Raw genomic sequence first — 20,483 nt, forward strand, 5'->3', positions numbered from 1 at the left:
TTATGTACAATCAAGGAAAACGTTTTTCAGAAATCCAAATTGGAGAAAAAGCATCTTTTACAAAAACAATTTCAGAAACAGATGTTTATCTTTTTGCTGGGATTAGTGGAGATTTTAATCCCTTACATGTGGATGAGGAATATGCTAAAACAACTAGTTTTGGAACAAGAATCGCACATGGAGGACTTGCTGCTTCCTTACTTGCTCCTGTATTGGGAATGAAGTTGCCTGGTCTTGGAACAGTTGCCTTAGAAACAACAACCAAGTTTCGAAAACCAGTATATTTTGGAGATACAATCACCTGTTTGGTGGAAGTTGTTGAAAAAGTCGAAAGGATAAAAGCAGTTAAGATGAAAATTGTGTGGTCTAATCAGAAAGGAGAAGTGGTGAGTAAAGGTGAAACTTTGGTCATTCCTCCTGGTTGAGGAATTGGCCAACTAAACCAATTTCATCTTCTACGAATTCACGGACTTCTTCCAGTTCATCTTCGTCTAAAATTTCTTCTAAGATTTCTTCTCCTGCTTCGTCTTGCCCAAGTCGCATCACAATGTAACCAGGCACTTCCGAATCTGGATCATCCATTTCTACATTTACAAATTGGTATTCTTGCTCTGTTGTCGGTATAAAAACAAGATAATCATTTCCCATTAAGGAAAAAGAATAAAAAACTTCCCACTGGTAACTATTTCCTTTTTCATCCACCAAATCGATTTCTTCCGATGTTCGGTTGGGTAAAAAATCATCTGCTTGGAATCCAAATTCCTTATTTTCCATTAGCTAAAGAATTCCTTCTCAAATGGTAGGCTATGTTTTTTTTTGAAATTACATTCTTTGCAAGCAGGAACTAAATTTGCTTTGACTGACTTTCCACCTCGTATAAGTGGAATTAGATGGTCCATTGTTAAGTCTTCTACTTTGAATTTTTTCCCACAATAATGGCAAATTCCAGAGGCACGTTTGTTTTTCCACCAAGCTGTATTTTTTAAGTCTTTGGCTTTTTTCCTTTCTCGACGGATTTCTTCATCGCTGGTATCAGAGAAAAACGGTTCTAGCGGTGGATCGGTCATTCTTTAAAAAAATCTGTTATTTTCCCTTCGTCAAGAAAAAGATGGAGGAATGGGACGACTCATATACCTAGATAATTTACGTTCTTTTGCCTTATTACTTGGGATTGTTTTTCATTCTGCGATTGTTTACGCATCTGATATCAAATATGCCATCCAAACAGAAGAACGAAGTGAGATTTTATCCTACTTTTGTTATTGGATCCATAGTTTTCGAATGCCAATGTTTTATATGATTTCTGGTTTTTTTTCGGCAATGGTCATTGAAAAAAAAGGAACATCATTTTATCTAGATGGAAGGCTGAGGAGAGTGTTCATCCCTACCATTTTTGGTTTGGTATTTCTTGCTCCAATACAATACTTTTTGATGGAAAAATTAAATTCACCTAATTTAAGTTTATTGGAGTTTTTGACTTTGTTTTTTACAAAAGATAAGTTTCAACATTCTCATATTTGGTTTTTGGTCGATTTGTTTTTGTTTAGCATGATATATGTTCTGATACAAAAACCTTTGAATCGTTTTGCAAATTGGAAACCTTTTAATGCATTACATGGAAAGCTGTTTTATCTAATTGGTATTTCTTTTTTTCTCGTTCTTTTAGCACATACACAATTTGGAAAAGGGGAATCTGTTTATGGTATTTTTAAATTAACTTTTGTTTACCAGTTTGTATTTTTTATTGTGGGTGTGTTTTGTTTTTTTTGGAAGGAAATACTTTTTGTAATTTATGTGCCAAAATTAAAACCGTATGCGATTTTGGTTTGGGCGATTTTAGTTTCTTTGTTACTCATGGAGTTAGAAATCTCTGATCCTCTATGGATTTATTTTTCATATGCAAATCCAATGTTTCGAATTTTCCATATTTTTCTATGGGTTCTATCGCCATTTTTATGGACTGTATTCTTTGTATTTGCCTTTGTTCAATTCGGAAATGAAGAAGGTAAAATGGGAACTTATATCATAGAAGCAAGTTTGCCAATTTATTTATTACACCATCCTATTTCATTGATTTATGCCTACATTATGAAAGATAGTCCTTACCCGATCTGGGGTAAGTTTCTCTTTCATAATCTTTTTGTTTTGGCACTTAGTTTTTTACTGTATGAAATTTTAATCAAAAGAACGCGATCGTTACGTTTTATCTTTGGATTAAAAGTAAATTAAGTTTTACTAATGGCTTGGATGGCAGAGGCAACGGCACTATCCATACTCCCGGTGTGTAATGCAAGATGTTCTCCTGCAAAAAATACTCTTTCAAAAGGTTCGTTCCAAACATCTTTGATTCCGTAACTGCCGGGTGGAAATAGGGAGACAAACCCAGACCTGCCGGTAGTTTTTTGAAAACTATGAAAATGGAAAGGGTTTTCTTGTACTAATTCGAAATTACCTAATTCTTCCAGAGCAGACAACATCAGATTTTTTTTCTGACGATCACTCCCTTTTTCAAATAGGGAAGCCTTATCTCCTGTTGAAATTGAAGTTAGTGCCGTTATATTTTGGCCAATGGCTTGGTCAGAAACATATAAGGTTTCAGCGGCCGTATTCGTGGATTGGAAAAAATTAGAATAACTACTGTTGCTTTTCACAAAACAAATGTTCTTTGAAATTTTACCAGTTTGCATGCGGAGTGCAGAATAAATTAGGTCCTTTGGTAAAGTTGGTGTCCATTTGATGTCTAATACTGCTGCAGAAGGCAATGTACATACTATCAAATTTCCTTTGATGACACGTCCTGAGGATAACTCGACAGATACTTGGTTTTTTTGTTGGGAAACTTTTGTTGCTGATTCCCCAAGTAATAGTTCTTGTCCTTTTAATTGAGTTACAAGCGCTTGGATGATTTGTTCTGCTCCACCACTTACCAAATACTTTGGTTTGAGTGCAGATTGGAGAGCTGAGAGATCATCTAATACTGATTCACTAGAGATTTGGTTTAAGTCAGCACCTAAAATGGTACGATAAAGATCATTCATGGATCTTATTTCTTCTTCCGACAATCCTTGGTACCTTGCATAGGATGAAAAATTAATTTTATCCAATCCTTGTTTTTGGCCTGTTCCCAAGGATTTGTGTAAGTCAATGACCTTATCTAGTGTATCGATGGATGAACTGGAAATTTTATGTTGGTCGGAATTGTTTTTAGAGAGTGAATATCTTTCTGTGACATTGGCATTCACTAATTCAAGGCCTAATTGTTTGACAAGGCTCTTAATATCTGTTTGGTTTTCGCTAATCCATTCACCACCTAAGTCTTGTACAATTCCCATACTGGGGTTGGAATAAGTGGCAATTCTTCCTCCAAATTGGTCTCCTCTTTCGATGACTGTCACATCATATCCCGTTTGTTTCAGTAAATAGGCAGAATAAAGTCCCGACAAACCCCCACCTAGTACGATGGCTTTTTTTGCACCTGAGTTTCGTGTTTTAGTTTCTGCGCTTACCACACCTGTGGATTGTCCGTAGAATTTTTTAGGGGAGAGTAGGCTTATGCCCGCTGCTGTGGCAGTCAAATTTTTGAGGAATGTTTTTCGATTCATAGAACTTTCCCCTATTTTACCACTCAAAACAAAAAAGGCTAGAAAAATTACAAAAATAGATTCTATTGGCCTTGGCTTTTTTATGCGAAATACAAAGACAATTTCTAATATTCCAATCCTGTCCTTCCTATCTGCACTCCTTTTATTCCATCCTGCCAATTTCTTAAGTGCGGCACCTAAAATTGATTTGGCTACCGAAATGAGTGGAATGGCAATTTGGAACCAAGTTTTGGTTTTGGAAGATCCTACCCAATCCATTTCAGAGGCGACAATTGTATCTGGTGAAAAAGACGGAGAATTCAAACAACTCACTTCGCCTAATTTAGGTTTTTCTCAGTCGGTGTTTTGGGTAAAATTGGATGTTACCAATCCAAATTCTCAAATGGTGCGATGGAATTTGTTATTTGATTTTCCACTGATAGATGAAATCCAAATATTAGGTGACCCAGTTCCCAAAACTTTGTTACGAAAACTTGGTGACTCTTCTCCTTTTTCCGAACGAAATGTGGAATACCGAAATCCAGTTTTTCCCTTCGAAACACTTCCTAATGCAAGGGCTGTCTATTATCTCAAAATCAAATCCGAATCAACCATTCCATTGGCATTGGAACTTTGGACGGAACGAGAATTTAATGAAAAGATAAACAAGGAGCAAATGATCTTTGGAATTTTTTATGGAATTTTGTTTGTGATGATTGCTTACAATTTTTTCATTTATATTTTTACTTATGAAAAAAGTTATCTATTGTATCTCTTTTTTATTAGCTCTATATTTTTCTTTCACCTAGTGAACAATGGGTTTGCTTTTCAATACATTTGGCCCAATTGGGTGTTTTGGGCCAATTACTCTTTGCCATTTTTTATTTGTTTGTCCTGCATCACGGGAATCATCTTCACTCATAATTATTTAAATTTGAAAAAACACCTTTCCAAAGTTTCCAAATTGATGTGGGTTTGGGTAGGAATCCTTGTTATATTTTCCTTAGTTACATTTTTTTTAAACTACCGAGTTGCGATGGTCACCTCTATATTGTTAACAGTTCCCACTGCACTTTTACTGGTGTATAGTGGAACATATACATTTTTGGGCAACGTTCGAACTGCGAGGTATTATTTAATCTCTTGGTTGTTCTTTTTGTTAGGTGTTTTGTTATATTCTTTGAAAAGTTTAGGATTTTTATCTGACAATCATATTACAAGATGGACCATTCAAATTGGAACAGCGTTACAAACAATTTTATTATCATTAGGTTTAGCAGACAGAATCAATTTTTTAACTAAAAGTCTGAGAGAAAATCTAAGAGATTTATCTCATGCTAAGATAAAAATTGAAGAGTCTGAAAAACGTTTTAGAGAAATTTTCCAAGGTTCCGATGAAGTGATTTTGATGATGAACGAAGATTTCGAAATCATCAATGCGAATCGTTCGTTATCAAAACACCTAGGTTATCGACTGGATGACTTGAGAAACAAAAAAATAACAGAGATCCTCTATACAGGAAGAGACCAAAAATCAGATTATAACGTGATGTATGTGAATGATAAACTCACAGACTTAAAGATGACCGGATCCGCCATTAATTTTAGAACAGAGTTGTCACAAAAGTATGTAAAAGAACCAAAGGAAATGGTATGTCGTATCCAATACATTGATTTTGAAGAAACAAGGGAAGTGTTAATGACTTTATCTCCCGAATATGAAGATACCATTATCCAACTCATTGATTCGGAAAAAATTGAACTTTCGATGAATAATTATCTGCGAAATGCAGAACTTGTTTCTCAAAAGATAACTTCCCAATTAGCAAAGTACTTAACGAACATTGAACAAACGGAAGTTCGGTCTTCTGTGCGAGAGATTATCATCAATGCAGTAGAACATGGGAATTTGAATATTAGTTTTGATGAAAAATCAAAAGCACTGATGGAAGGGAACTATTTAGAGTTTTTACAAAAACGACAAGAGGACCCACGGTATCGTCACAAAAAAGTAAAAATAGAATATTCTTTTAGCAGTGAATATGTTGCCTATCGAATCACCGATGAAGGTAGAGGATTTGATCATAAAAAACATATGGAAAAATCGTTAGATGCAATGAACGAGGCACATGTCCAACATGGTAGAGGGATTCTGATGACAAAATCTGTTTTTGACCGAATTGAATACAACGAGAAAGGGAATCAGGTCAGTCTGATCAAATTTCTCAATCGTGATTAATTTTTTTGCCAGTCGAGAACCCACCATTCATTCCATTCTTTGGAATAAAGGAGTTTTCCTGGCAAATGACTTTGTAATAAACTTAAAAACTCATCTTTTTTCTCGGTGATGATTCCTGAAAAAATGATTCTAGGTGCATTGATTTTTGCCAAGTGACGGATGTTTTGTGAGAGAACTGCAAACGTTATATTGGCAATTGCCAAATCATATTTTTCTTTGGAAAGTTTTGGATTGTCGATTCCCGATTCTTCTACACTAAACTGAAATCCTTTTGGATATTCGTTTTCAGTCCAGTTAGACCATGCTGCTTTGACAGCATTTGGATCTATGTCTAAAGCAAAAATTTTAGAAACCCCAAACTTTGCAAGACCTATGGATAAAATTCCAGAACCTGTTCCCACATCACAAGCTGATTGGAATAAAAACTTACCATCTGCATACAATGAATCCAAATGTTCTAAAATGAGTTTAGTCGTTTCATGGTGACCTGTTCCAAATGCCACACCTGGGTTAATAAAAAGAGGAATGCCTCCCGTAGGTTTCCATAATGCGATTGTATTCGGTTCATTTTTTTCCCAAGTAGGAATCACCCAAAGTTTATTTCCAATAGGGAAGGGTTTGTAATATTCTTTGTATGCTTCTTCGTAATCCCTAGTCTCAATGATACGTGATTCCGAATTAGAATTGTTAGGTGCGTGAAGTTTTAGAAAGATTAGAATTTTTAATTCTTTTTCCACTTCATCAGTTTGTAAATAAATACGAATATTTGTATTGTCTCGGATGAGGCCTTGGTCTTTTTCTTTTGGTGCTTCACCGTCAAATAGAATTTCATAATACCCGGCACATTGTAAAGAATCTAGAAGTTCATAAAATGGATCTGATAATTCTTTTGGTAAATTAACTTTTAATTCTCGGTATTCCAAATTTAACCTATCTCATCCGTGTAATCCATCACCAAGTACATAAGAGTTTCTTGGTCTGTAGGATTGGAATATTCATGCGAAACATCGGCCTTAAAAAACACAGAGTCTTTTGGTTCCAGTTCCACTACCTTTTCTCCTACACGCAATCGAAGTTTCCCAGATACGACAACGAGGTTTTCTGTGGTCCCTGTTTTGTGCGGTTCAGCAACTTCATGGCCACCAGGTTTTAAAATAAGTTCATAAAATTCCGTTTTGCGGTTTCCAAGGAATGGAAACAGTGCACGGCTTGCGAATACTTTCGAGTTAGAATACAAAACCTTGGAGTTTTCAGCTTTTAAGATATGGATTCCATCTTGGTTTTTTTCTTTCAAGAGTTCGGAAAAAGGAACATTGAGCCCGTTTGCAATTTTCCATAAAACGGATATGGTCGGCACAGATTTCCCTTGTTCAATTTGAGACAACATCGCACGGCTCACACCACATCGGTTGGCGAGTTTGTCCAAAGAAAATCCTTTGGTATGGCGGATGAGTTTCAGGTTTTCTTTGACAACGTCTGTTATATAGTCGCCCGATTCTGAAATTAAAGGATCTAATCCGTCACTTGTTTGTTCTACTTTACTGACCATTGTCCAAGCGTCCAATATAACAGAGGTACTGTCAAGAAACTATCGTTTGTGCCTTTCTTTTTTCTCTTCGATGACAAACACAGGTGGGAGTTTCATCCCTTGTGGGAATTTTTTTTGGACTTCCTTGGCTGTCCCGCGGAAGGAGGTTTCATGTGCGAACGAAATTCCCAGAGCCAAAAAGATCATACGATCATTCGGAAGGATTTTGGCGAGAGTTTCCAGGCAATGTTTGGCACGGTAAGGGGTTTCGTAAAAGGCGATTGTGATCCCAAGTCCTAAGTATTGTTTTAAGGTTTTTTCCCTTTCCTTTTCCTCTCTCGGTAAAAATCCAAGGAATAAAAAAGGCGAAGTTGCAAAACCAGAACTGGTGAGAGCTGATACAAGAGCCGTGGGGCCAGGAGCAGACCTCACTTCCACTCCCATCTCCCAAGCGAGTGGGACAAGCCACTTACCTGGGTCTTCGAGGCCTGGACTTCCAGAATCGGAAATGAGACAAGTGCGTTTTGTCATGGCAAGTTTCATTCCTATCTCATCCATCTCACTTCTGGAAGTATGTTCATTGAGGAGGTCAAATGGTTTAGAGATCCCTAATTTTTTCAGTAGGGTAGACGTAGTCCTTTGTTCTTCCCCTAAGATCCAATCTGCATCTTCTAGCAATTGTTTGGTGCGAGGTGGAAGGTCTAAGTCGTTTCCAATGGAATTGGATACTAAATACAATCGATTCATTTGATTAAAGATTGGTAGGTAAAAAATGGTTGGATGAGAATTCCTTTTGCACTGCAGGCCTTAACAAATTCAGGGTCACCTTTATCGATTGCCACTCCGAATTCTTTGGCTTTGGTTAACATGGGATAGTCATTAAATGAATCACCAAATACCAAATCAGGATACTGACCGATCCTTTCTTCGATTGCTTTGACTTTCCCTTCACCATAAGTATATGGTTCAATGAGTTCGTGAGTATACCTTCCATTTCCGTCTAAGGTTTGTCTCATACCAATCACATTACTTTCTAACACGGGAAAGTGGTGGGCGATGGCAGCAATGCCAGGTTCAGGAGAAGCGGTTACAATGAACACTTGCCAATTGAAGTGGTGTAAATACTGGATTAAATCCTTCATTTCCACTTGAGGAAAAACTCCAGACTCATCTTCGGGTAAGTTCACTCGTTTCCAAGCACGTCTTGAGATTTCGTAGTAATCTTCTTTTGATAGACCTTGGAATAAAAAACAAGTCCAACGGTATCCTCTTTCAATTCCAAATTCTTTTAATTGGAAAGAATATTCTTCCCATATCAAATGTTCTTTTTCAGCTAAACTCAGTTTGGTGTGGTCTTTCCAAAGTTTTTTATCACGAAAAAATGGGGAGAGGTCAGTTGGTAAAAATGTAAGATTTTCCCTGATGATTTGGTCCATGATTTTTTCGCCAAAATCATTACGGATGAGAGTATTATCAAAATCAAAACAGACAATGCCTGTTTTTTTAGGGATCAGTGTTGTCAGACGGTCATAAATTTCATCTGTCCAACTATGCTTTGTAAGGTTTGTCACAAATACTTAGTCTGCAAATCCGACAAGGTTTGTGGCAACACCTTCTTCAAAAGGAGTGAGAAAGTTTTCAGGATTCAAATACACATTATGAAATCGAACTTCGAAATGGACATGAGGTCCTGTTGACTTTCCTGTGTTTCCTGAAAAAGCGATGATTTGCCCTTTTTTGACGATGTCACCAGGTTTTACGAGTAACTCTTGGTTATGCCCATACACAGTATGGAAATGGTTCATGTCATGGTGGTAAATTTTAACAGCAAGACCGTAGTCACCACCTCTCCCAGCTTCTTCTACCACTCCATCGGCTGCCGCAAGTACGATCGAGTTTTTCGGAATGGCGATGTCAAGGCCTGTATGCCAAGTGTTCCAACGCCTTCCAATGCGAGATGAAATTCGAGATTTGTTATTGGGTAACACTGGCCAAATGAATTGGTCAATCGGAGAATCAATAGTTTCACGAAAGAGTTCTTTTTCTTGGAGGTTCCTCATATATTCAGCGGAGTAAGGGAAAAATAAAGAGCGTTTCAAACGTTTGAGTTCGGTTTCCGTCAAGTGGTTGATTTCCATTACCTCTTGGGCGAGCACACCAAATTCGGATGCCTTTTCCAATAGGGATTTTTTCTCTGCATTCAGATCCACCCAAAGACCCCATTGGTCGTTATACCGTTGGAACACATGATTGTCCAAAAAAACAGGACCGTTTTTTTGTTTTTGGTATGCCGCATAGGCCGAGTAGGTCACGACAAAGAGGATTAGGACCAGTATGATGTAGTAACTGCGGTTTCGCTTCATCTCATTTCGCCTCAAAAACTATGGTGCAATGCCAAATTCTCACGGCCCGCCACCCGGTCAAGGCGAAGAGGTCGGGAACATGCGTCAATCATGGCTTTTATGTGACATAAGAAAGTGGTTCCTCTCTCTGTCATTTCCTTTTCTCGGAGGGAAGTTAAATATTAACGTCGTTAATTAGATTGAGTTCGTTACTTTGGAAGCGGTAAAAGGGAAGAGAAAGGATCGATTGGGATTCGATCCTTCCTTTTTGTTTCCGATTAAGAGGCGGCTTGTGTTTTCTGTTGGCCTGTGCGGTAGAGATAAATCCCGGCAATCACCAAACAAACAATACCAATGGCATAATAAGCCCAATTGACATCGAAGTATCCTAAAACTAAGAATCCAAACAGTAATCTTGTGATCTCCAAAGCTCCCGCCCATGTTTTGTTTTCAATCAGTGCATTGATGGAAACGAGGGAAAGTGTCACCCAAATGGTCACTAGGACTTGAGAGACAAAACTGAACTTGGGAACAAAGAGTAAAAACGCAAACGAGAGGAGTAAAACCAAAACAAACCAAGTGGTTGTATAGGTTTTCACTTCCGTAGCTGGTTTTGGGTCATACTTTTGGAATGAATTTGGGCTTACTTCTGGGATGGGTAAAAATCCTGCCGGTTGGTTTCCTTGTCTTGGGTACCAACCTGGTGGTTTTAAAAAGACGCGGATTTTATCCATAAAGTATTCAGCAGCAAACGCTTGTTTCAGAAGTTCCCAGTAGTAGTGGAAGTTTGCATACACAGGGTTAAAACTGCGAAGTGGTTTTACAGTTCCATACACACAAGGTTCTGTTTCTTCTTGGAAAGTCCCGAACATACGATCAAAGAGGATAAAAATCCCACCATGGTTTTTGTCGATGTAGATGGGGTTAATTGCGTGGTGCACTCGGTGGTGGGAAGGTGTCGAAAGTATGTATTCGCCAACCTTTCCAATTTTTCCAACTGCTTTTGTGTGCACCCAAAATTGGTAGATGAGATTGATTTGTCCACTCGCAAGGTACATCCATGGATGAAAACCAATGAGAGCAAGTGGTACATAAAAGACCCAAGTCACAAGGCCACCAAGACCGGTTTGTCTAAGGGCGACCACAAGGTTGTATTCTTCACTGTGGTGGTGGATGACATGCCCTGCCCAAAGGAAATTCACTTCATGTGCTAAACGGTGTGACCAATAATAGCAGAAATCTTGGCCGACGATACAAAGCACCCATGCCCAAGGGTTTGTCATGGCAAATTCAAAAAATCGAAAGTGTTCATAGATATAAAAATAGGCGTATAAACCCACACCTTTTTGGAAAAGGCCCCAAATTTGGGAGATGATTCCCGTACTCAAATCGGCAATCGAATCATTCAACCGGTACAGGTCTTTGTTCCTGCGGTAACCGATGTACACTTCAATGCCAATCAAAAGGAAAAAAACGGGGATGGCATACGTTACAATGGGAGGGGGTGTGAAATTCTCAAACATAGCGGACTACATTTGACATCATTTTGACAAAATGTCAAGTAAATGTTGACCAAGATTCAGAAATTGTTCACGGTTCAATTCTTCAGGCCGTTTGGTCGGAGGGATTTTCGAACGGACCAAGGCTTCTGCCAATGCCTCACGGAAAATGGGATCATCTGAAAACGGAGATTCCCGTAAACTCACTTGGATTTGTTTTCGTTTGCCCCAAAAAACAGTTCGTAACATCCGAGACCAAACTTCCACTTCTCTTTCCGATTGGGGAGACCAGTGGTGTTTTCCATTTTCTTTTTTCGGAGAGAGTAAAATGAGAGCGGAATGGATTTTGGGAATGGGAAAAAAACAATTTTTATGGACAGTCTTTAGGTATTTCACTTCGCAGAAGGCAGACAAAAAAACGGAGAGGGACGAGGTTTCTTTCACAAGCCGTTCTGCAAACTCCTTTTGCACCATAAAAATTCCACCTTGGAAGTTACGGCAATGGATGATCAGTGTGTTGATGATTTCTGTTGTGAGGTGGTAAGGTAAGTTTCCAAATACAAAAACTTTTTTAGGGAATATATGGTGTAAATTTTCTAAGGCATCACCTGCAAATAAATTTGCTTTGGGGAACTTTGGTAAAATTTCATCTTTTGCCAATTGAATGTATGCAAAATCAATTTCAAATAAATCGGTATGTTTTCCTAAACTCAAAATTGGATAGGTTAAAGTTCCAAGTCCAATTCCAATTTCTGCCAAAGAAACATCATCTTCAGCAAACAATGGTTTTGCTGTATTTACAATGTATTCCACAATGTTTTTATCAATTAGGAAATTTTGACCAAATTTTTTTTGGGCCCTGATTCCTTTTTGTTCAAAGAAGGTTTGGATTTGTGAGATAGTGGAATAAGGAGATTTCAAATTGATCCTCAACGATGATGATTTTCCATGCGTTAGAAATCCCAAGTAGTTTTTGATAGGTGATCCATTCTTTTGCTTCCTTTTTTTTCCAAGGAGGAAAATCGAGAACTAGGATTCCCTTCCATTTTTGAAAGGAATTGTTTTTTTCTGATTCTTTTAAAGCACGTAATAAGGAGTTCACCTCTTTCGGATTGCCATCAAATCGAAATAATGTTACATTTTTTGTGAGATCATTACCCAATCGGACTGAAGATTGGATTTGGATTCCTTGTTTTTCAAATTGCCGCATGAAAGGCGAAACTTGTGTTTCGAAAAAAATCACATCCCTGATTTTTTCTTTTTTTTGCAGTCGTAAAACCGTTTGCAAACAGGTTTCGGATTCAAATAAGATTTGTTTGATTGGATGGATTGTTTTTGGGAGCCCGATCCGTTTCTGAGGAGAACAATTTCCATAAAGATACATTTTGTTCTCGAGTGTGATTGTAAAATAACCTTTGCCCGATTGAGTGAGAATCGGTAGAGAGTTAACTTCCTCGTGCCAAAAACTCAATGGAAAAAATAGAAACAATACACAAAGGATCAATCGATTGGTGATTCTGTTTTGGTTTAGGTTGTAACGATGCAGTGCCCAAAGGATCAAAATAAGAAGGATTGAAACAACTAATAGTAGAGTAGTCTCCGATTTCCATTCCTTGTAAGCTCTTTCGAAATTTGATAAAGATTGGAAGAGTTTTAAAAAAAGAGAAAGTAAGTAACTTGCCGGAATCCAAATCCAATGGGATAAAAGAAGGGAGAATGAACTTGGTAATAAACTTTGGAAGAGGAGTGTCGTATACAAACTAGGAAGTAAGATTCCAGCAAATGGAACCAGACAATAATTGATCCAAATCCCTCCATATGAGTAAGAGTGAAAGGAATAAACAAGAACTGGGAACGTACATAAGGAACAAACGATTGTCAGTGTAAAATTTTCCTTCAAGAAGGATTTGTTAGTTTTTAAAATCATCTGGTCCAAACTGGGTTTGAGATAAAAAATCCCAAAAACAGCACTAAATGAGAGTAAAAATCCAATGCTTAAAAAATCTGAGAAACAAAAAAAGGCAATGGTCGCAGAGGAGATTATCAGTAGATCACTAACGGCTATTTTGCGGTAAAATAAAGAGGAAACCAAAGTCAAAAACGCAAAGAGGTAAGCTCTGATAAATGAGACAGGAAAGTTTAAAACATACAAATATAAAAAACCAAAACCAAGTGAGAGTAAGATGGATAACCAGCGGTGTTTGGAAAAAATTAAGTTTCCTAAAAATTGAATGGATCCAATAAAAATTCCTAAATGGAGTCCTGAGGCAGCAAATAGGTGTAAGATGCCCGATTCCTTTGCTAGTTCTTTAAAGTCTTTCGGGATTTCCTTTGTGGAACCAGTCACGAGACCCAAAACAATTCGAGATTCAAAGGGAGAAAGTGGTGATCTGTTTAGTTCCTGTTTTAAAAAATCGCGAAAAAAACGTTTTGGAAACCTTTGTGAAAGTGTTTGGTTGGTATCGGCAAATAATAAAAAGAGAAACGATGCAAGAATCACCCAAGGGACTTGATGATTGCAATGTTTTGTGAGCCTTGGTGGCAGGATTTCGAATAGGCAAAAGAAAAGAAGTTGGAACAAAAAGAGAAAGGCATAAATCCCTGGGATTTTATTCCCGATTTTGCATGTCGTGGCAGTAACACAAATTCCAAAACAAAACCATCCAAAGTTAGAATTAGGAAGTAGTTTTGTATTGACTCTCACATACGGAGAGGTTCAAAAAAGAAAAACTTGGTCTCTTTTAAATTTAGAAAGGATAAATGCCAAGTGTGTTTCTCACTTCGCTTAATTTTTGCTCCGCAACTTCTTGCGCTTTCTGTTTTCCTGCTTTCAATACAGAATGAACATAATCTAAGTTTTGTGAGAGTTCTTCTCGTTTGGATCGAAAAGGTGCAAAATGATTCAGTATGGATTCCAATAGGTCTTTTTTTAAATCCCCATATCCAAATCCACCTTGTTTGTATTTTTGTTTTTGTGATTCTTTTTCAGAATTCGTTAAGAATAAAGAATGAATTTGGTAAATGATAGACTCGTCTGGATCTTTTGGTTCTTCGATAGCTTTTGAGTCACTTACAATCGACATCACTTTCTTTTTGATCTCTTTTTCTGTACCAAAAAAATCAATAGTATTGTTATACGATTTTGACATCTTCGCACCATCAACACCAGGAACTGTAGCTGTGTTTTCATCTATGTCTGGTTCGGGAATTGTTAAAACAGATCCAAATTGTGAGTTGAATTTTTCCGCAATGTCCCTAGCAAATTCTAAATGTTGTTTTTGGTCTTTTCCGACGGGAACTTTTTCTGCTGAAAAAAGTAAGATGTCACTTGCCATAAGGATTGGATAAGTAAAAAGTCCGGCACCTGGAACAAATCCTTTCGCAACTTTGTCTTTAAAAGAATGGGCAAGTTGTAATTGCGAAACTGTAATCGATTGTGATAAATACCAAGTAAGTTCTGTGACTTGGGGAACATCACTTTGAACCCAAAAAACAGTTCTGTTTGGATCAACACCAAGCGCCAGTAAGTCGATTGCGCAACCCAAGGTGTAGTCTTTTAGTTCTTCTTTAGAACGAAAGGTAGTTAAGGCATGAAGGTTTGCGATGAATAAAAATAATTCTTCTTTTGATTGGTAATCTAAGATTTTTTTGATCGCTGAGAAGTAGTTTCCTAAATGTAATTTTCCTGACGGTTGTAATCCTGTGAGAACTCTCAAGTATCTTCCTCTTCCCCTATTGTTTCGCTAGTCTCATTCGTTGCCGAACTATTTGCCTCATCTATCGTTGGTTCTGGATTCCCACTATCTTTGTGAAAGGTAGAGTAGGTAAGTCGTTCGTATTCTTTGTTGAGTTTGATTAGTTCTTGTTCTATTTTTCTGTGAGCAGTTAATTTAGATGTTGTCGTTGGGTCTTTAAAGATAACAGCATAATTGTATAAATACTTTGTAAATTGAATGAAAACATCTTCCACTTTCATTCCATTGATTCTTTCTTTTGCAACAACTGCTTTGTCGTAGTGAGGTATAAACCTTTGGGCAATTTTAACTTCTTCGATGACTTTGTCTTTTGTGGAAATGATTTTGTCGTTTGTTTTTCCTTTGGATTCGGTCACCTTTGCCATCAAGTGGTTTTCCACGATGATATTGAGTTTCCCAGCAAAACTTCCAAAAAATTCAGATGCATCTTGGAGTGCTTGGACAATGGTTCCCGCAATTTGATCACTTGCAGCGTTCCCTGTGCTATAATCCATTCCATATTGTTGGAAACTATATTGAAAACTAGGGAATTTTTTGTTAAAATTATCAATGGTTCGAACAAGTGTATTGAGTTGGTCAATTTCGTTTCTAAAAAGACCAGGTTGGATGATGAGAAGTTCTTGGTTTTGGTTTTTATCACCTAACCGAACATAGCCTTCTATGAGATTGATATAAACTGTTTGTAAGTCGCGAAGTAATAGGTAAACAAGGCGGTGTGGCTGTGATTTGTAACTGTTTTTGACAGTTTGGCTTTTTGCCGACTCAGGCATATGATGCGCCATAAAATCATCAACAACTTGGTTCAAAAAATCAAAGCTGATTTTTCCTTTGTCATCGATGGAAAAATACCTGGATCTAAGATTTTGTAATTCTTCTTTTTTGAACGTCCTTGTGTTGATATCGTCAGAAATTTTAGCGACTGTGATTTCGACTTCTTTTTGGATTTCACGAGCTGCTTGGAATTTATGTTCTTGGATGGGGGGAACTCGTAAATCAGTTACAATTTCTGGCCAGGTGAACATTTTTTTCTTTGCTACAATATAAAAGGCAGTGATCGCATCAGATAACCTTGGTTTGTTGTTTTCCAGATTTAGAGCATAGTTCACACCTTCCATGATTTTGTTTAGTTTGGGTGTGAGTTTTTCGTCCATCTTCACGATGTCGGGTAGATTTGACAAAATGATATCTTTTGCATCATCTCTTTGTAAAAAACGTACATAAAACATCTGCATTTTGAGAGAACGTTCCAAAAAAATATCTGCAGAAATTTTATCTAAAATGAGTGCATCAAGCGATGCAAAGGCATTAAAAAACTTATTAAAATTATTGATGATATTATAAACAAGTGGTGTCCAAATCCTCCAACCTTGTTGTTCTGAAACTCGAAGGGCTTGGATGGTTGGAATGAGGACATCTTCTTTGAGTCCACGAAAAATCCGTTCCACGTTATTTGAGATCGCGGGATTTCTGCCAAATAAACCAATATCAATGGTTCCTGTTTCTTTTGCAAATTTTCCTATGGAACTGTTTGTATTGTTCCCACCACCAAAAAGTCCTGCGAGCAGTCCCCCACCTTGTTTCTGTTCGGTGGCCTTTTTCTTTGTAGGATTTTGTTTTTGTTTGGCACTGTCTACGGTTACCAAGTCACTTGAACGTTTTGGTTTAGGTTCGGGAGTTGAGCTGCGAGAAATCACTTCTCTTCTTGGCTGTTCTCTTTCCGGTAAACCACGGTCGCGACTGTCTTCTTTTTTTGGTTTGTTTTTATTTTCGTAGTCTTCGTCCACTTTACGGATGAGATCAATCCGTATGAAGACATCATTCGATTTTAAAATCGCTTCATCAATGAGCTGTTGGTGTTCAGGTGTCCTTGTTTTGCGATACAAATCCGCAAAAACACGATGCGCTTCGGTACGAGAAACTGGTGTCACAATTACTCCTTTTGGTTGAGAGGGTTCTCAACAATCTGTGAGCTTGTGGGAGGTTGGAAGTTAAAGAGTCCTGTTCCGAGACCAATATTGGTAGCAATGCCTGAAAAAGCAATTTCTGTGATTTCTTCGTCGGAACGTTTCATTTTGAGAACACGGGGAAGGTCGTTCTCAGAAACAACTAAAATGATTTCATTATAACGTTTGGTAGTAGATGTAAGTCGAAATGTTCTGCCACTAACAGTCACATTTTCATAACCAGATAACAATCCTCCAAGACCACCAGAAACACCTTTTAGGTCTTGTTTCCCTGCAATTGAGGAATCAGGATTATAGAACCATAAAATCCTACCATTGGAAGAGATGATCCTTCCATCACTAAACCTGACATGGAGTTGGTTTGGGCTTTTGTAAGATACGACGCCAGTGAGGCCACCATTTAAAGTGACAGAGGCGCGAAAACTTTCAAGGGAGTTCATTTTGCCGATGACGGCATTGAGACGATCTCGTCCATCCTCTGCCCAAAGGGAACCCAATTGGACAGAGAAAAGGAGAACGATCTGGATTTTGAGAAGGAAATTTCTCAAAGTTAGATGGTTCGTATTGGGAATTAACCCAATACTTTTTTGAATTCAGAAGTAAGTGCAGGCACTACTTCAAACAAATCAGCGACAACACCATAAGTTGCAACTTTGAAGATAGGAGCATCTCCATCTTTGTTGATCGCAACGATGTATTTAGAAGAACCCATACCCGCTAAGTGTTGGATGGCTCCGGAAATTCCGCAAGCGATGTAACAGTTAGGGGAGACAGTTTTTCCTGTTTGTCCTACTTGGTGTGAGTGAGAAATCCATCCCGCATCCACAGTTGCACGAGAGGCACCAAGTGCTGCACCGAGTGTGTCTGCTAAGTCTTGGATGATAGGCCAGTTTTCTGGTCCTTTGATTCCGCGTCCACCAGATACGATGATAGAAGCATCAGCTAACTGCACTTTGTTTCCGCCTGAAAGGTCTTTGGAAAGTGATTTTGTTCTCACTTCACCAGCAGAAGCGCCCGATTTTTCAACCGCACCTGCTCCTTCTTTTGGAGTTACTTCTTGTGAGTTGGCACGCACAGTGAACATTTGGATGTCAGAAGACACTTTGAAGTTCGCATACGCTTTACCAGAATAAATTGGTTTTTTTGCTACTACTTTACCACCGTCAACAGAAAGACCCACTGCATCTGCTACGATTCCAGCGTTCGCTTTGATCGCAACTCTTGCAGAGTATTCTTTTCCTTGCGCAGAGTGTGGCATAAGGACCACTGCTGGTTTTTTCTCTTGGATCACGGCAAAAATACCGTTTGCATAACCTTCTGGTGAAAATTCACCAAGGTTTGCACCGATCACAGCATCAGCACCAACTGCTTTCAAATCACCTGCAAACGCGTCAACGTTGTCAGTGATGATGAGAGTATGAACTTTACCACCAATCGCATCTGCAATTTTGCGAGCTGCAGAGGTAAGTTCTTTTGAGATTTTTTTAAGTTCGCCGTTTTTTAATTCACCAACTACTAAAACATCAGCCATGTTCGTCTCCTTAGATGACCTTCGCTTCTTCGCGAAGAGCTTTTACAAGTTGAGATGCAAAACCTTGTGCATCTGCTGCTTCCAGTTTTCGACCAGCGATACGTGGAGGAGGTGGTTCAAGAGAAACAACTTCGAGTTTGGAACCAGTAGCACCAAGTTCTTCTGGTTTTTTCACATCGACTGGTTTTTTCTTCGCAGACATGATTCCTTTTAAACTTGGGTATCTTGGTTCGTTCAAACCTTTTTGCGCAGTCACGGCAAGAGGAGCAGAAGTTTCGACCACTTCAGTTCCACCTTCGATCTCGCGAGTTGCTGTTACTTTTTTGCCATCAAACTCGAGTTTGAGAGCCATTGCTACGTGAGGGACATTCAATCTCTCTGCAATTTGTACGACAACTTGTGAGCTGTCAGTATCGATGGATTGACGACCACCAATCACTACATCTGCATTTTCTGCTTTGATGAAATTGGCAAGAAGTTCGGAAGTGTATGTAGAGTCAAAAGTTACATAGTCATCCACTTTTACATGAACGGCTCTGTCCACACCCATAGCGTAGGCAGTGCGAAGTGCTTCTACGACACGGTCCGGGCCGAGGGACACTGCGATGACTTCTCCACCGCTTTTTTCACGAATTCTGATTCCCTCTTCGATTGCAAATTCATCATAAGGAGAGATGATCCATTTTACGCCAGCTTCGTTGATCGATTTGTCACCGACCTTGATATTGGTTTCCGTATCCGGAACCTGCTTTACTAGAACAACAATTTTCATTCCTTAACCCCGTTTTCGTGGATTACCTTAGACCAGAAAACGAGAGGGAAGTCATAAGGGAAGTAATTTATTCTCGGAAGAAGCTGTATTTGCTCCAATTATAAGCCCAAACGATCCAAACAATGACAACGAGGACATTCGCATCGGACCGGAGGTAAAATTGAAAACCAATGACCAAGGGAAGGAGGAGGAAAAGGATAAATGCGAGTACGAGTACTAGGTGGGGAGTCTCTTTCCAGTGTTTACCAGCATTTTGGATTTCAATGAGAAGGTTTCCCTTGGGGCCCTCCACCTGGGAGCGAAAGCGGAACCAGTAGAGTGAGCTAAGGAGTAAAAAGAGGAAAATATGCAAAAAGAGAAATAACATAAACCCAACCTTATTTTTTAGCGGAGTCCAGAGAAGAAAAAAATGATCGGAGGCAAAAACATCGGTAAGTAGGAAAGTTCGGAAAACAACTTTTGCAAGGATGGTTTTGGGAAGAAATACCAAGTAACCCCAAGCCATAGGTAGGAAAGCCCCATCCCCAAAAAGAATACAAGTGGAATGTTTTGGGAATGAAAACCCAAACAAAGGAAGGAAAAACCGGAGAAGAAAACCAAAATCGCTATCCCTTTTGCCAAGCGTGGTGAAAGCCAAAGGTTCAGTGTGTTCGTATTTTGGATTTTGTCCCTCTCTCTGTCAATTTGGTAGGTCTGTAAGACATTGGCGAGTACATGGAGGAAAAAACTGACAACGATCAAAGGGAATCCTTTCGCACCTGAAAACGGAAGGAGGATCCCCCAAGTATAAAAAACAGAAACCAAAATTTCCTTGGGAATGGGAGAGAGTTGTTTCACAACAAGGACAAGGACAATCAGAAAACAAAGGAGATAAGTTTGGTTCTGGCTCAGAAATTTCCATTCCCAAACAAAACCCAGTAGGAGAGCCGATAAAAATAAAATCCCGATGGCCCATTGGAATTTGGATTGGTTCTGCAAATAAAACTGGGAACGAAGTGAGAGTGGGGCAATTTCTTTTTTGGCATCCCATAAGTGGTCTGACAAGTACAAGACCCAAACAGAAGTCAGATAAAACAAAACTAAGCTCAGGTGAAGTTTGGTTTGGAAGTAATGTTTGAAAAAAAATAAATTCGCAAAAACGGAAAATACGATATCAAAAGACAAATAAGAAAAAGTGAATAAAGCTTGAGATGCCCGATTTATGTTTTTGTTTCGGAACATAGTTCATCTATTCCAAGACGGAATCCAAAAGCAAAAAGAAAATTCCCTTGC

The 20,483-nt window shown here is 38.5% G+C and carries 21 protein-coding genes; 3 read left to right on the plus strand and 18 right to left on the minus strand.

Annotated features, from left to right (window positions below):
* Positions 1 to 2: 2 nt before the first annotated feature.
* Entirely contained in the window at positions 3 to 425 is a 423-nt protein-coding gene (locus DI076_RS00210) for a MaoC family dehydratase (protein WP_100727638.1), read from the plus strand.
* Here DI076_RS00210 and DI076_RS00215 read toward each other — a convergent pair.
* Together DI076_RS00215 and DI076_RS00220 are read right to left on the minus strand one after the other, a co-directional pair.
* Entirely contained in the window at positions 409 to 774 is a 366-nt protein-coding gene (locus tag DI076_RS00215; RefSeq protein ID WP_108958061.1) for a DUF1292 domain-containing protein, read from the minus strand. The genes DI076_RS00210 and DI076_RS00215 overlap by 17 nt on opposite strands.
* Positions 774 to 1,067, minus strand: a complete 294-nt coding sequence (locus DI076_RS00220; protein WP_108958062.1) for an HNH endonuclease — start codon at positions 1,065 to 1,067, stop codon at positions 774 to 776. Before DI076_RS00220 ends, DI076_RS00215 begins: the two co-directional genes overlap by 1 nt.
* A 49-nt stretch (positions 1,068 to 1,116) precedes the next feature.
* On the opposite strand from DI076_RS00220, the gene DI076_RS00225 reads away from it, so the two are divergent.
* The gene (locus tag DI076_RS00225) at positions 1,117 to 2,229 is read left to right on the plus strand and encodes an acyltransferase family protein (protein WP_108958063.1); all 1,113 of its coding nucleotides are present in this window, start codon (positions 1,117 to 1,119) and stop codon (positions 2,227 to 2,229) included.
* Here DI076_RS00225 and DI076_RS00230 read toward each other — a convergent pair.
* On the minus strand, positions 2,226 to 3,602 hold the full coding sequence (locus tag DI076_RS00230; RefSeq protein WP_108958064.1) for a flavin monoamine oxidase family protein: 1,377 nt from the start codon (positions 3,600 to 3,602) through the stop codon (positions 2,226 to 2,228). The two genes, DI076_RS00225 and DI076_RS00230, sit on opposite strands and share 4 nt — an antisense overlap.
* 82 nt (positions 3,603 to 3,684) lie before the next feature.
* Between DI076_RS00230 and DI076_RS00235 the strand changes: the two genes are divergently transcribed.
* Positions 3,685 to 5,820, plus strand: coding sequence for a 7TM diverse intracellular signaling domain-containing protein (locus DI076_RS00235; protein WP_108958140.1), 2,136 nt, complete (start codon positions 3,685 to 3,687; stop codon positions 5,818 to 5,820).
* On the opposite strand, the gene DI076_RS00240 is transcribed toward DI076_RS00235, so the two are convergent.
* From DI076_RS00240 to DI076_RS00310, 15 genes are all read right to left on the minus strand, one after another.
* Complete coding sequence (locus DI076_RS00240) at positions 5,817 to 6,743, minus strand: 50S ribosomal protein L11 methyltransferase (RefSeq protein ID WP_108958065.1); 927 nt, start codon at positions 6,741 to 6,743, stop codon at positions 5,817 to 5,819. The genes DI076_RS00235 and DI076_RS00240 overlap by 4 nt on opposite strands.
* Before the next feature lie 2 nt (positions 6,744 to 6,745).
* Complete coding sequence (locus DI076_RS00245) at positions 6,746 to 7,369, minus strand: helix-turn-helix domain-containing protein (protein ID WP_100727632.1); 624 nt, start codon at positions 7,367 to 7,369, stop codon at positions 6,746 to 6,748.
* 39 nt (positions 7,370 to 7,408) lie between these two features.
* On the minus strand, positions 7,409 to 8,095 hold the full coding sequence (rsmI, locus tag DI076_RS00250) for a 16S rRNA (cytidine(1402)-2'-O)-methyltransferase (protein ID WP_108958066.1): 687 nt from the start codon (positions 8,093 to 8,095) through the stop codon (positions 7,409 to 7,411).
* The gene (locus tag DI076_RS00255) at positions 8,092 to 8,919 is read right to left on the minus strand and encodes an HAD family hydrolase (protein WP_108958067.1); all 828 of its coding nucleotides are present in this window, start codon (positions 8,917 to 8,919) and stop codon (positions 8,092 to 8,094) included. The genes rsmI and DI076_RS00255 overlap by 4 nt, the downstream gene beginning before the upstream one ends.
* A 6-nt stretch (positions 8,920 to 8,925) precedes the next feature.
* Positions 8,926 to 9,711 carry a M23 family metallopeptidase gene (locus DI076_RS00260; protein ID WP_108958068.1) on the minus strand — a complete coding sequence of 262 codons (786 nt, stop codon included), beginning with the start codon at positions 9,709 to 9,711 and terminating at the stop codon, positions 8,926 to 8,928.
* A 257-nt stretch (positions 9,712 to 9,968) separates the two neighbouring features.
* Positions 9,969 to 11,213: a sterol desaturase family protein gene (locus DI076_RS00265; RefSeq protein WP_108958069.1), complete on the minus strand. Its 1,245-nt coding sequence runs from the start codon at positions 11,211 to 11,213 to the stop codon at positions 9,969 to 9,971.
* An 18-nt stretch (positions 11,214 to 11,231) separates the two neighbouring features.
* A complete protein-coding gene (gene rsmA, locus DI076_RS00270; protein ID WP_108958141.1) occupies positions 11,232 to 12,110 on the minus strand; it encodes a 16S rRNA (adenine(1518)-N(6)/adenine(1519)-N(6))-dimethyltransferase RsmA in 879 nt (292 codons plus the stop codon).
* Positions 12,064 to 13,893: a ComEC/Rec2 family competence protein gene (locus tag DI076_RS00275; RefSeq protein WP_108958070.1), complete on the minus strand. Its 1,830-nt coding sequence runs from the start codon at positions 13,891 to 13,893 to the stop codon at positions 12,064 to 12,066. The genes rsmA and DI076_RS00275 overlap by 47 nt, the downstream gene beginning before the upstream one ends.
* 43 nt (positions 13,894 to 13,936) lie before the next feature.
* Positions 13,937 to 14,905: a tryptophan--tRNA ligase gene (gene trpS, locus DI076_RS00280; protein ID WP_108958071.1), complete on the minus strand. Its 969-nt coding sequence runs from the start codon at positions 14,903 to 14,905 to the stop codon at positions 13,937 to 13,939.
* Positions 14,902 to 16,872: a hypothetical protein gene (locus tag DI076_RS00285; RefSeq protein ID WP_108958072.1), complete on the minus strand. Its 1,971-nt coding sequence runs from the start codon at positions 16,870 to 16,872 to the stop codon at positions 14,902 to 14,904. The genes trpS and DI076_RS00285 overlap by 4 nt, the downstream gene beginning before the upstream one ends.
* 2 nt (positions 16,873 to 16,874) lie before the next feature.
* Positions 16,875 to 17,456 carry a LolA family protein gene (locus DI076_RS00290; protein ID WP_108958073.1) on the minus strand — a complete coding sequence of 194 codons (582 nt, stop codon included), beginning with the start codon at positions 17,454 to 17,456 and terminating at the stop codon, positions 16,875 to 16,877.
* 23 nt (positions 17,457 to 17,479) lie between these two features.
* Complete coding sequence (locus DI076_RS00295; RefSeq protein WP_100727622.1) at positions 17,480 to 18,439, minus strand: electron transfer flavoprotein subunit alpha/FixB family protein; 960 nt, start codon at positions 18,437 to 18,439, stop codon at positions 17,480 to 17,482.
* 10 nt (positions 18,440 to 18,449) lie between these two features.
* The gene (locus DI076_RS00300; protein WP_100727621.1) at positions 18,450 to 19,211 is read right to left on the minus strand and encodes an electron transfer flavoprotein subunit beta/FixA family protein; all 762 of its coding nucleotides are present in this window, start codon (positions 19,209 to 19,211) and stop codon (positions 18,450 to 18,452) included.
* 67 nt (positions 19,212 to 19,278) lie between these two features.
* Positions 19,279 to 19,578 (minus strand): LIC10362 family protein, encoded by a 300-nt coding sequence (locus tag DI076_RS00305; protein ID WP_108958074.1) that lies wholly within the window; start codon positions 19,576 to 19,578, stop codon positions 19,279 to 19,281.
* A 17-nt stretch (positions 19,579 to 19,595) separates the two neighbouring features.
* Positions 19,596 to 20,432 (minus strand): prenyltransferase, encoded by an 837-nt coding sequence (locus DI076_RS00310; RefSeq protein WP_108958075.1) that lies wholly within the window; start codon positions 20,430 to 20,432, stop codon positions 19,596 to 19,598.
* Positions 20,433 to 20,483: the final 51 nt, after the last annotated feature.

The sequence above is a fragment of the Leptospira ellinghausenii genome (assembly GCF_003114815.1).
Taxonomy (GTDB): domain Bacteria; phylum Spirochaetota; class Leptospiria; order Leptospirales; family Leptospiraceae; genus Leptospira_A; species Leptospira_A ellinghausenii.

What these genes read in the sequence shown, in the direction of transcription:
- DI076_RS00230 (WP_108958064.1), bottom strand. Translation starts at nt 3,602, where the DNA reads ATGAATCGAAAAACATTCCTCAAAAATTTGACTGCCACAGCAGCGGGC.
- DI076_RS00310 (WP_108958075.1), bottom strand. Translation starts at nt 20,432, where the DNA reads ATGTTCCGAAACAAAAACATAAATCGGGCATCTCAAGCTTTATTCACT.
- DI076_RS00210 (WP_100727638.1), top strand. Translation starts at nt 3, where the DNA reads ATGTACAATCAAGGAAAACGTTTTTCAGAAATCCAAATTGGAGAAAAA.
- rsmI (WP_108958066.1), bottom strand. Translation starts at nt 8,095, where the DNA reads ATGAATCGATTGTATTTAGTATCCAATTCCATTGGAAACGACTTAGAC.
- DI076_RS00215 (WP_108958061.1), bottom strand. Translation starts at nt 774, where the DNA reads ATGGAAAATAAGGAATTTGGATTCCAAGCAGATGATTTTTTACCCAAC.
- DI076_RS00305 (WP_108958074.1), bottom strand. Translation starts at nt 19,578, where the DNA reads ATGTTATTTCTCTTTTTGCATATTTTCCTCTTTTTACTCCTTAGCTCA.
- DI076_RS00235 (WP_108958140.1), top strand. Translation starts at nt 3,685, where the DNA reads ATGCGAAATACAAAGACAATTTCTAATATTCCAATCCTGTCCTTCCTA.
- DI076_RS00225 (WP_108958063.1), top strand. Translation starts at nt 1,117, where the DNA reads ATGGGACGACTCATATACCTAGATAATTTACGTTCTTTTGCCTTATTA.
- DI076_RS00220 (WP_108958062.1), bottom strand. Translation starts at nt 1,067, where the DNA reads ATGACCGATCCACCGCTAGAACCGTTTTTCTCTGATACCAGCGATGAA.
- DI076_RS00300 (WP_100727621.1), bottom strand. Translation starts at nt 19,211, where the DNA reads ATGAAAATTGTTGTTCTAGTAAAGCAGGTTCCGGATACGGAAACCAAT.
- DI076_RS00265 (WP_108958069.1), bottom strand. Translation starts at nt 11,213, where the DNA reads ATGTTTGAGAATTTCACACCCCCTCCCATTGTAACGTATGCCATCCCC.
- DI076_RS00260 (WP_108958068.1), bottom strand. Translation starts at nt 9,711, where the DNA reads ATGAAGCGAAACCGCAGTTACTACATCATACTGGTCCTAATCCTCTTT.
- DI076_RS00245 (WP_100727632.1), bottom strand. Translation starts at nt 7,369, where the DNA reads ATGGTCAGTAAAGTAGAACAAACAAGTGACGGATTAGATCCTTTAATT.
- DI076_RS00295 (WP_100727622.1), bottom strand. Translation starts at nt 18,439, where the DNA reads ATGGCTGATGTTTTAGTAGTTGGTGAATTAAAAAACGGCGAACTTAAA.